Here is a 10,278-nt window from a genome sequence, read left to right as displayed (position 1 = left end):
AATCCAGCCGCCCCTGCCATTTTCCTTATACTCATCCAGGTATACCCTCAGCCTTCAGGTACTGCGCGTGTCCAAGATGATGGTCTTTACGGGGAACGCTAACCCCGATCTGGCTCGGCGTGTCGTACGTCAGCTGCATATCCCTCTCGGTGACGTCTCTGTCGGTAAATTCTCCGACGGCGAAATCAGCACTGAGATCAATGAAAATGTCCGCGGTAAAGACGTCTTCATTATTCAGCCGACCTGTGCACCGACCAACGATAACCTGATGGAACTGGTAGTGATGGCCGACGCCTTCCGCCGCTCCTCAGCTTCCCGAATCACCGCCGTGATTCCTTACTTCGGATACGCCCGCCAGGACCGCCGTCCGCGTTCGGCACGTGTAGCCATCAGCGCCAAAGTCGTCGCTGACATGCTCACTGTCGTGGGTATCGACCGTGTACTCACCGTCGACCTGCACGCTGACCAGATCCAGGGTTTCTTCGATATCCCGGTCGACAACATCTACGGCTCGCCCGTACTGGTCGACGATATCGAAGACCAGCGTTTCGAGAACCTGATGATCGTCTCCCCGGACATCGGTGGTGTCGTGCGCGCACGCGCTGTCGCCAAGTCCCTGGGTGTCGACCTGGGTATCATCGACAAACGCCGTGAAAAGGCCAATCACTCCGAAGTGATGCACATCATCGGCGACGTCGAAGGGCGCACCTGCATCCTGGTAGACGACATGGTCGACACCGCCGGCACCCTGTGCCATGCGGCCAAAGCCCTGAAAGAGCACGGCGCTGCCAAGGTTTACGCCTATTGCACGCACCCTGTCCTGTCGGGCCGCGCGATCGAGAACATCGAGAAGTCGGTATTGGACGAGCTGGTGGTGACCAACACCGTTCCACTGTCCGCCGCTGCTCAAGCCTGTGACCGTATCCGCCAGTTGGATATCGCACCGGTTGTCGCCGAAGCGGTTCGCCGCATCAGCAACGAAGAATCGATCAGCGCGATGTTCCGCTAAGCGGAACGCACGCTGACGAAAAGCGCCCCGCCCCAGCACATCCGCTGGGGCGGGGCTTTTTTGCCATCCCCGTTGGCGCTGGTCGCAAACGCCCTCGGGGGGCTATTTTGGAGAAACAAAATGACTGATTTCAATCTGAACGCCCAAGTGCGTACTGACCTGGGGAAAGGTGCGAGCCGCCGCCTGCGTCACTCCGCCAGCATCCCAGCCGTAGTCTACGGTGGTGATAAAGAAGCTCAATCCCTGACCATCGTGGCCAAGGAAATCACCAAGCTGTTCGAAAACGAAGCTGCCTTCAGCCACGTCATCGAACTGAACGTTGACGGCGTCAAGCAGAACGTCATCATCAAGGCCATGCAGCGCCACCCGGCCAAGCAGTTCATCATGCACGCCGACTTCATCCGCGTCGTTGCTGGCCAGAAACTGACCGCCAAGGTACCGGTTCACTTCATCAACGAAGAAGGCCCGGTCAAGAAAGGCGGCGAAATTTCGCACGTTGAGTCGGAGCTGGAAGTTTCCTGCGAAGCCAAAGACCTGCCTGAGTTCATCGAGGTCGACCTGGCCAATGCTGAAATCGGCACCATCATCCACCTGTCGGACCTGAAAGCGCCGAAAGGCGTAGAGTTCGTCGCTCTGGCCCACGGTGATGACAAAGCAGTTGCCAACGTTCACGCCCCACGCGTGTCCGCTGAAGCTGAGGAAGAAGGCGCTGCCGAGTAATCCACTCGCACGCCGGCGTTGATCGGGTTACAGTGCCGCGCGCCCTGTAACCCACCAACTCCAAGGAAGAGCCCCTGACGTGACCGCCATCCAGTTGATCGTCGGCCTGGGTAACCCCGGCCCCGAATACGAACAGACCCGGCATAACGCAGGGGCTCTTTTCGTTGAACGCATTGCCAGCGCCCAGCGCATCTCGCTGACCGTTGACAAGAAATATTTCGGCCTGACGGCTAAGTTCAGCCATCAGGGTAACGATGTTCGCCTGCTGATCCCCACCACCTACATGAACCGTAGCGGCCAGTCCGTGGCGGCGTTGGCCAATTTCTTCCGGATCAAGCCGGAGGCCATACTGGTGGCGCATGACGAACTCGACCTGCCTCCCGGCGTTGCCAAGCTCAAGCGCGGCGGCGGCCATGGTGGGCACAACGGCCTGCGCGACATCATCGCGCAGCTCGGCAACCAGAACGACTTCCATCGCCTGCGGCTCGGTATTGGCCATCCAGGTGATGCCAAGCTGGTCTCCAACTTCGTCCTGGGCCGCGCACCGCGTGCCGAGCAGGAGAAGCTCGACGCCAGCATCGACTTTGCCCTCGGTGTGCTGCCGGACGTGCTCGCTGGCGACTTCGCCAAGGCGATGCGCGAGCTGCACAGCCAGAAGGCCTGATTTCCTTTAGAGAGGGGAATACCCATGGGTTTCAATTGCGGCATCGTCGGCCTGCCCAACGTCGGCAAGTCCACCCTGTTCAACGCCCTGACCAAGTCTGGCATCGCGGCAGAGAACTTCCCTTTCTGCACCATCGAGCCGAACAGCGGTATCGTGCCCATGCCCGATGCGCGCCTCAATGCGCTGGCTGAAATCGTCAAGCCCAACCGCATTCTGCCCACCACCATGGAATTCGTCGACATTGCAGGCCTGGTGGCCGGTGCTTCGAAAGGCGAAGGCCTGGGCAACAAGTTCCTCGCCAACATCCGCGAAACCGACGCCATCGCCCACGTGGTGCGCTGCTTCGAAGACGAGAACGTGATTCACGTTTCCAACAGCGTCGATCCCAAGCGCGACATCGAGATCATCGACCTCGAACTGATCTTTGCCGACCTCGACAGCTGCGAAAAGCAGTTGCAGAAAGTGGCCCGCAACGCCAAGGGTGGCGACAAGGAAGCCCTGGCGCAGAAGGCCATTCTGGAACAGCTGATCCCGCACTTCACCGAAGGCAAGCCAGCGCGCAGCCTGATGAAGAACATGAGCGCCGACGAAAAGGCCCTGATCCGCAGCTTCCACCTGCTGACCAGCAAGCCGGTGATGTACATCGCCAACGTCGCCGAGGACGGTTTCGAGAGCAACCCGCACCTGGACGTAGTGAAGGCCATCGCCGAAGAAGAAGGCGCTGTGGTCGTACCGGTGTGCAACAAGATCGAAGCGGAAATCGCCGAGCTGGACGACGGTGAGGAAAAGGACATGTTCCTCGAGGCCTTGGGCCTGGAAGAACCTGGCCTGAACCGTGTAATCCGTGCCGGTTACGAGTTGCTGAACCTGCAGACCTACTTCACGGCCGGCGTGCAGGAAGTACGTGCCTGGACCGTGCGCGTAGGCGCCACCGCCCCACAAGCGGCCGGGGTGATCCACACCGACTTCGAGAAAGGCTTCATCCGTGCCGAAGTCGTGGCCTATGACGATTTCATCCAGTACAAGGGTGAGAGCGGCGCCAAGGAAGCCGGCAAGTGGCGTCTGGAAGGCAAGGATTACATCGTCAAAGATGGCGACGTGATGCACTTCCGCTTCAACGTCTGATCCGCTGACAACCACGGCGTAAACAAGCAGGAGCGTTCAGTAGCCCAATCGAGGGCCTGCCGAACGCTCCTGTTTTTATTCAAGCCCGGAAAAAGCAAGAGCATTGCACCGGTGCATTGTGCCTACTCACCTCCCCCAGACCGCTGCTCGCCTGCCAGCATCACCAGCAAGGCGATCACCATCACTGCGGCACCCAGGTTGTAGAGCATGCCAGCCACAAACCCATGCACATACTGACCGGCCTGAACGAATGAGCCCTCCGCCCCTGGCAGGGCCGCCGCGAAGAAAATCCCAACTACGGCCACCCCCAGCGCCGCACCGACCTGCTGCACGGTCGAGATCACGCCCGAGGCCATGCCCGCTTTCGCTTCGTCAACCAAGGCCAGCACCAGGTTGAGCAAAGGGGTCATCACCAACCCCTGGCCCGCCCCCACCACGATCAGTACCGGGATCAGCCGAACGGCTACCAACTGCGCGCCTGCCGTCTGCACCTGGGCAATGAGCAACCCGATCGATAGGGCATACAGCAATGCCCCTGCCACGATGGCACGTATTCCCCAGCGCGCAACCAGCCGTGGGGCAGCGAGCGATGCCAGCACGAAACCAACACTGCAGGGTGCGAAGATGCTGCCGGCCCTGAAGGGATCCAGACCCAGCCCGCTTTGCATCAACAAGGCGAAGCACAGAAAGAAGGAACTGGATGTGGAATAGACCACCAGCACCAGTAGCGCACCCAGTGCAAAGCGACGCTGCGCCAGCAGTTGCATATCCACCAATGGCAAGTTGCCGGTCGCTCGTCGCCGTTCCTGCTGTCGCTTGAACAGCGCGAGCAAGGCCAGTGCCAGGCCGAGCGCGCAGAAACTCCAGGCAGGCCACCCCTGCCCCGGTCCTTCGATCAGCGGCACAAGCAGCAATGCCAGGCCCAGGCTGACCAGCGCCACGCCTGCCCAGTCCAGGTCCGGGCGCTGGGGGGCGCGGCTCTCGGGGATGTAGCGCGCCGCCACGATGGCCAGCAACCCAATAGGCACATTGATCAGAAAGATGCTGCGCCAGCCTGATCCGAACAGGTCAGCATGCACCATCCAGCCGCCCAGCACCTGCCCCGCTATGGCAGCCAGCCCCAGCGTCATCCCCAGCAAGCCGAACGCGCGGCGGCTGTCCTGGGCATCGAAGTTGACCCGGATCGAAGCATAGACCTGAGGGAACAACAGCGCGGCGGCCAGCCCCTGTACAACCCGCGCACTGATCAGAAAAGCAGCACTGGGCGCCAGGCCGCATAACGCCGATGCCACGGTAAACCCTGCCATACCGACGATGAACAACCGGCGACGGCCAAATACGTCCCCCAAGCGCCCCCCGGTAATGAGCAACACGCCGAACGCCAGCTCATAGCCGGCCACGATGAAACCGATTTGCGCGAAGCTTGCATTCAACCCGGTCTGCAGACTCGGGATGGCGACGTTGACCACGAACAGGTCGAAGATCGTCACGAAGCCTGCCAGCAAAAGTACCGACAGACCTACCCACGGCGGGCTTCCAAGGCGATGTGTAGGCGTTAATGGGAGAGGAGTATTGGCGTTCATCGTGCCTTTCCAGAATTTAGACACAGGCATTCTGGGATGGCCCGTAACCCATTACAATTTAACCGTTTATGCTATTACTCAAAGCAACGAGACACGCCATGCGAACGCTGCAACGTACACGATCCGATCTGGCCGACTTCCTGCGCTCGCGGCGCGAGCGCCTGTCGCCCGAGGACGTCGGTTTGCCAAGCGGCGGCCGCCGGCGCACACCTGGGCTTCGACGCGAAGAGGTTGCCGCGCTCGCGGGTGTCGGACTGACCTGGTACACCTGGCTGGAGCAGGGCCGCGACATCGGCGTGTCGGCCAGTTTTCTGGACAACCTGGCGCGGGTGTTGAAACTCGATGCCGCCGAGCGTCGCCATCTGTTCCTGTTGGCACATGCCCGTCCACCCGCTGAGCCAGGCAAGACCTGGTGTGTCTTGCCGTCGCTGGTACGGCGTTTGATGCACGACCTGCCGCACGCGGCCTTCGTCCTCAACCTGCGCTGGGATGTGCTGGGGTTCAATGGGCCTGCCGACGCACTGTTCGGGTTCGCCCCGCACCCGCCTGAGCGGCGCAATCTGCTCTGGCTGCTGTTCACCGACCCAACAGTGCATGGGCGCTTGCACGACTGGGACAGCCAGGCCCCGCTGATGCTGGCAAGCTTTCGCCGCGACTTTGCCCGGGCCACGCAAGAGGCCGATATCCACGCGTTGGTGGACGAACTGGAGCACGTCTCGCCAGCCTTCAAGGCCGGCTGGCGCACCCACGACGTGCACGCGCCCTGCAGCGGTGTGCGCCAACTGGTCATTGATGGGCAGGCCCAGCCGTTCGAGCATACCTCGCTGACCGTCGATGAAGACCGGCACCTTCGGCTGGTGGTGTACGCACGTCAAGATGGGCTGCCAGGCAGCCCATAGGTCACGCGTCTTTTTCAGCGTCGTCCGGGCGTTGCCCGTCCTGCAGCAGCACCATGCTCTGCGGCGCCGACAGGGCGATACCTTCATCGCGCAGGCGCCCCAGTATGGTGAACAGCAGGTCACTGCGGGCCCCGCCCACCAACCGCGGTCCTGCCACATAACCGCTGACGCCAATTACCATGCCCGCATTGGTCAGGTCCTTGAACGACACCGATGGCGCCGGTGCTTCGAGGATGGCCTCGTGCTCCTGGAAGGCGGTCAGCAGCAGCTCACGGACCCGGTTGGCGTCAGTGTCCAGGGGCAAGGTCAGGGTAATACCCACCACACCCAGGGCATTACCCATGGTCACGTTGCGCACGTTCTGGGAGATGAACTGCGAGTTGGGCACGATCACAGTGGAGCGGTCCGACATCTGGATCTCGGTGGCGCGCACATTGATACGACGGATATCTCCCTCGACACCCGCCAAGCTCACCCAGTCGCCCACCTTGACCGGGCGTTCGGTGAGCAGGATCAGGCCGGAGATGAAGTTCTGCACGATCTGCTGCAGACCGAAACCAATACCGACCGACAAGGCACTCACCACCCAGGTCAGGCTGGTGAGGTTAATGTGCAGGGTCGACATCACCAGCATGGCCAGGAAGAGGAAGCCCAGGTAACCCACCAGGGTGACCAGCGAGGCGCGCATGCCGGCGTCCATGTCGGTTTCCGGCAGCAGGCGTTCACTCAACCAGCGCTTGACCACACGAATGGCCAGCATCCCGCCAGCCAGGATGCCGAGGGCCAGCACGATGTCCTGGGGCACGATGTTCAGGTTGCCGAGCAGCTTGCCGCCCGTGCCGTCCCAGTCCCCCAGGCTCAGCAACAGTTCACTGGGGCTGGTGCCCGACGGCATCAAAGTCAGCAGCAGGGCCAGAATCACCACGACGGTGCGGCCAATGCCGGCCAGCACCGTGCTCGCCTGCGCCTGGTGCCGTGGTGCCAGGCCCAGCGTGGACGCCAGCGCCAGGCCACCCGGTTGGCGAGGCGAGAGCAGCATTTCGCACAGATCACTCAGGAACGTCGTGAGCAAGTAGGCGCACGTGACGACCAGGCTGACCCACAGCAGCTTGGCGGTCAGGTAATAGGCCAGGGTCAGGTAGCCGGTGATCAGTGATAGCAGGATCGCAGCCAGCCACACCACCATCACGAACGGGATCAAACCGGCCAGGCCCGTCGCCCGGTCAATGCCATGCCGACGCCGAGCACGGCGGTAGGCCATCAGGGCGCCGGCGAAAATCAACGCCACCACCAGAGCGGTAAGACCATTGACCGCCACGGTCAGGGCCAGGCTGACGCCGATCACACTGTTGACCCGCTCCAGGGTCATCATCACCATCAAGGCCAGTGCCAGCACCTTGGGGAACCAGCCCAGGGCCTCGGCCACTTCATCCGCAATCGCCGGCAAACGCCAGGAGGGGCGCTGTAACATCAATAGTGCCCGGCCAAGGCCGGTAATGAAGGCGCTGAACACCACCAGGGCAAGGATGTGGTCGGTCAGGCTGGCCAGGTCCGAACCCAGTTGCGCACTGCTTTCAACGCCCCAGCGCAGCAACGATACCGAGCCGGCAATGGTGCCCAGGGTCGCCAGGCTTACGCCCACGGCCAAGGCACTGCGACGCAAGCGCCCCTCTGGCAACCAGCGCACCATGGACCTGGCCAACAGCCGCTCCAGCAACCCTCGCACCAGGGTCCATACCAGGATCGAGGCGATCAGGCTGGCGAAGAAGAGCCAGCGGTGTTCGGCGCTCAGGGCACTGTCGAGCGCATCCGTGATCTCGCCACGCAGGTCATGCAGCCGTGCAACGTCGTCCTGGGTCGGGCGGATCATGCTCTGCCAGAACGCAGGGCTCAACGGCGACGCTGCCCGGCTGGATATCTGCGAGTTGAACAGGCTGCGGCGCAGGTTGACGATCTGCGTGGACAGGTCCCGCGCCGACTGGGTTAGCTTAGTGGCCTGGTCCTGCTGGGCCATCAGGGTTTTCTTCTCGGCCTCCAGCGCCTTGCGCTGCTGGGTCAAGGGCGCAGGCTCGTCCGGCTGCGCCGGGCCGATGACTTTCAACTGGTCATCCACCTTCTGCGCATCGGCTGCACGCTGGGTGCTCAAGGCATCGGCCTGGCGCTGGACCTGCACGGCCGCCATGCGCAATTGCGCCAGCAGGTCATCGTTGGCGTCACTGGTGACGCCCTGGCGAATCTGGTCCAGCCGGTCGCTGAGCTGGTCAACGGTCGCGGTTTCGTCCAGTGCCGGTGCGTCGGCGGCAGCCTGCGCCGTCGCCGCAGGGGCCGGCGCCGACCAGGCTGGGTTGGACGCTGCCACGATCAGCGCCAGCAACAGCATCAGGCTGTGACTAAAGCGGGCAAGGCTGACACGCCTCATCGAACATTCCTCTTTGCAATTCGATCTGGCAAGCGATTCTACGCCGCTTCGGGCCATCAGGAGAGGGCTGTTTCGCGTGCCAACAATTGCCGTTTGCGCTCGATCCCCCAGCGGTAGCCACTGATGTCGCCGTCCAGGCGCACCACCCGGTGGCACGGAATGGCCACGGCAATACGGTTGGCCGCGCAGGCCTTGGCCACTGCCCGCACCGCCTTGGGGGCGCCTATGCGCTGGGCGATGTCACTGTAGCTGACCCGGCAGCCGGCAGGTACTTCACGCAGCGCCTGCCACACGCGCTCCTGAAAGACGGTGCCCTGCACATCCAGCGGCAGGTCCAGACCGAGCGCCGGCGCCTCGACGAACCCGATGACCTGCGCCACGACCCGTTCGTACTCGGCATCGGCACCCACCAGCTCGGCGTTGCAGAACTGGTCTTCCAGGGCGTGCACCAGCGCCTCGGGCTCATCGCCAAGCAAGATCGCGCAGATGCCCTTTTCGCTCTGGGCGACCAGGATGGCACCTAGCGAGCACTGGCCCACGGCGAAGCGGATGGTCACCCCGGCGCCACCTGCGCGAAACTGCCGTGGTGGCATGCCCAGGCGCTGCTCGGCGCCGGCATAGAAGCGGCTGCTGGAGTTGTAGCCCGCCTCGAAAATGGCATCGGTGACCGAGCCCTGCCCCTGCCCCAGGCTGGTCCTGAGGCGTTGGGCGCGGAAGGCCTCGGCATAGGCCTTGGGGGTAAGGCCGGTTTGCGCCTTGAACAGCCTATGTAAATGGAACGGGCTGACGGCCAGGCGCTCGCCCAACTGCGCCAGGCTGGGCGGTAGATCGCACGCCTCGATCAGGCGACAGGCACTGCTGACCAGGCGCCGCGTACGCGCCGACATGGCAGGCGGGCCCGCGCAGCGCTTGCAGGCGCGGTAGCCTGCTGCCTCGGCCAATGCCGGGGACTCGAAGAACTCCAGATTGTTACGCAGGGGCAGCCTGGCCTTGCAGCCTGGATAACAGTAGATACCGGTGGTGCGCACGGCATAGACGACATGGTCCGCCGCCTCGGCAACACGCGCCGCGACGGCCTGCCAGCGCTGCTCGGGAGTGGTATAGGTTGTCATGTTCGTCTTCCGGGCTAAGTGCAGTTCGGCAGGCGCTCAGGCCCGCCACAAGTACCAGGCAGCGATGGTGCGATAAGGTCGCCAGGCGGCGCCCAACGCGCGCATCTGTGCAGGCGTCGGCGCTTTTTCCATAGCCTTGAGCCGTCGATAGCCTTCGCGTACGCCAAAGTCGTCTACCGGCAGCACATCCAGACGCTCCAGGCTGTAGATCAGCAGCATCTCCACCGTCCATCGCCCGACCCCACGCAGGGTCACCAGGCGCTCGATCAATTCGTCGTCGGTCATGCCCAGGGCCTGCTCGCGGGTTGGCACGACACCGTCCAGGCGACCTTGGGCAATGCCCAGCACCGTGCCCAGCTTGCTGGCCGAAAAACCGCAGCTGCGCAAGGCGGCGGGGTCCGCTGCCAGCAGTTGGGTGGGCGTGGGGAAAACCCTGGCCCAAACAGCGCCAGCAGTCGTCCAAGGATGGCGTCGCCTGCACGGGCGTGCAGTTGCTGGTAAGCGACCGACCTCACCAGTGCCTCGAAGGGTTCGCGCCCCGGAGTAGTCCGGTGGCGGCAGGGGCCGACGGCGGCGATGTGCCGTGCCCAGTCCGCATCCAGCCCACTCAGGTACTCGGCCGCTTGCCGGTAGGCGACAGGTTCGGCGTCGATCAACATTGAAGCGGCTCCATCGACCAGAGGAGATGCCAGCTTAACCCAGCCACTCATCGGCCGACTGCCAGATCTTGCGCAAGTAATTCCTGAG

The 10,278-nt window shown here is 63.0% G+C and carries 8 protein-coding genes and 1 pseudogene; 5 read left to right on the top strand and 4 right to left on the bottom strand.

Annotation, left to right across the window (positions count from 1 at the left end; all coding sequences use genetic code 11):
* Positions 1-67 precede the first annotated feature (67 nt).
* The 4 genes from B2Y33_RS11135 to ychF all read left to right on the top strand — a co-directional run bounded on the left by B2Y33_RS11135 (position 68) and on the right by ychF (position 3,518).
* Positions 68-1,009: a ribose-phosphate pyrophosphokinase gene (locus B2Y33_RS11135; RefSeq protein WP_003247410.1), complete on the top strand. Its 942-nt coding sequence runs from the start codon at positions 68-70 to the stop codon at positions 1,007-1,009.
* A gap of 120 nt (positions 1,010-1,129) precedes the next feature.
* Complete coding sequence (locus B2Y33_RS11130) at positions 1,130-1,729, top strand: 50S ribosomal protein L25/general stress protein Ctc (protein WP_027915451.1); 600 nt, start codon at positions 1,130-1,132, stop codon at positions 1,727-1,729.
* 79 nt (positions 1,730-1,808) lie between these two features.
* Positions 1,809-2,393: an aminoacyl-tRNA hydrolase gene (gene pth, locus B2Y33_RS11125; RefSeq protein ID WP_027915452.1), complete on the top strand. Its 585-nt coding sequence runs from the start codon at positions 1,809-1,811 to the stop codon at positions 2,391-2,393.
* Between the two features lie 24 nt (positions 2,394-2,417).
* Complete coding sequence (gene ychF / locus B2Y33_RS11120) at positions 2,418-3,518, top strand: redox-regulated ATPase YchF (protein ID WP_027915453.1); 1,101 nt, start codon at positions 2,418-2,420, stop codon at positions 3,516-3,518.
* Positions 3,519-3,640: 122 nt separating this feature from the next.
* Here ychF and B2Y33_RS11115 read toward each other — a convergent pair whose 3' ends face one another.
* Positions 3,641-5,101 (bottom strand): MFS transporter, encoded by a 1,461-nt coding sequence (locus tag B2Y33_RS11115; protein ID WP_049695426.1) that lies wholly within the window; start codon positions 5,099-5,101, stop codon positions 3,641-3,643.
* A 98-nt stretch (positions 5,102-5,199) separates the two neighbouring features.
* Between B2Y33_RS11115 and B2Y33_RS11110 the strand changes: the two genes are divergently transcribed.
* Positions 5,200-6,000, top strand: coding sequence for a helix-turn-helix transcriptional regulator (locus B2Y33_RS11110; RefSeq protein ID WP_027915455.1), 801 nt, complete (start codon positions 5,200-5,202; stop codon positions 5,998-6,000).
* A gap of 1 nt (position 6,001) precedes the next feature.
* Here B2Y33_RS11110 and B2Y33_RS11105 read toward each other — a convergent pair whose 3' ends face one another.
* From B2Y33_RS11105 to B2Y33_RS11095, 3 genes and pseudogenes are all read right to left on the bottom strand, one after another.
* Positions 6,002-8,419 carry a DUF3772 domain-containing protein gene (locus tag B2Y33_RS11105; protein WP_027915456.1) on the bottom strand — a complete coding sequence of 806 codons (2,418 nt, stop codon included), beginning with the start codon at positions 8,417-8,419 and terminating at the stop codon, positions 6,002-6,004.
* 56 nt (positions 8,420-8,475) lie between these two features.
* The gene (ada, locus tag B2Y33_RS11100) at positions 8,476-9,531 is read right to left on the bottom strand and encodes a bifunctional DNA-binding transcriptional regulator/O6-methylguanine-DNA methyltransferase Ada (RefSeq protein ID WP_206405819.1); all 1,056 of its coding nucleotides are present in this window, start codon (positions 9,529-9,531) and stop codon (positions 8,476-8,478) included.
* A gap of 36 nt (positions 9,532-9,567) precedes the next feature.
* A pseudogene (locus B2Y33_RS11095) lies at positions 9,568-10,190 on the bottom strand (DNA-3-methyladenine glycosylase family protein).
* Positions 10,191-10,278: the final 88 nt, after the last annotated feature.

The sequence above is a fragment of the Pseudomonas sp. UBA5666 genome (assembly GCF_002420785.1).
Classification (GTDB): Bacteria; Pseudomonadota; Gammaproteobacteria; order Pseudomonadales; family Pseudomonadaceae; genus Aquipseudomonas; species Aquipseudomonas fulva.
Note: the sequence above shows the minus strand (reverse complement) of the source record. Positions and strands in the feature narration are given on the sequence as shown.

Coding starts and splice junctions, on each gene's coding strand:
- B2Y33_RS11130 (WP_027915451.1), top strand. CDS start 1,130: ATGACTGATTTCAATCTGAACGCCCAAGTGCGTACTGACCTGGGGAAA.
- ychF (WP_027915453.1), top strand. CDS start 2,418: ATGGGTTTCAATTGCGGCATCGTCGGCCTGCCCAACGTCGGCAAGTCC.
- B2Y33_RS11115 (WP_049695426.1), bottom strand. CDS start 5,101: ATGAACGCCAATACTCCTCTCCCATTAACGCCTACACATCGCCTTGGA.
- B2Y33_RS11110 (WP_027915455.1), top strand. CDS start 5,200: ATGCGAACGCTGCAACGTACACGATCCGATCTGGCCGACTTCCTGCGC.
- B2Y33_RS11105 (WP_027915456.1), bottom strand. CDS start 8,419: ATGAGGCGTGTCAGCCTTGCCCGCTTTAGTCACAGCCTGATGCTGTTG.
- ada (WP_206405819.1), bottom strand. CDS start 9,531: ATGACAACCTATACCACTCCCGAGCAGCGCTGGCAGGCCGTCGCGGCG.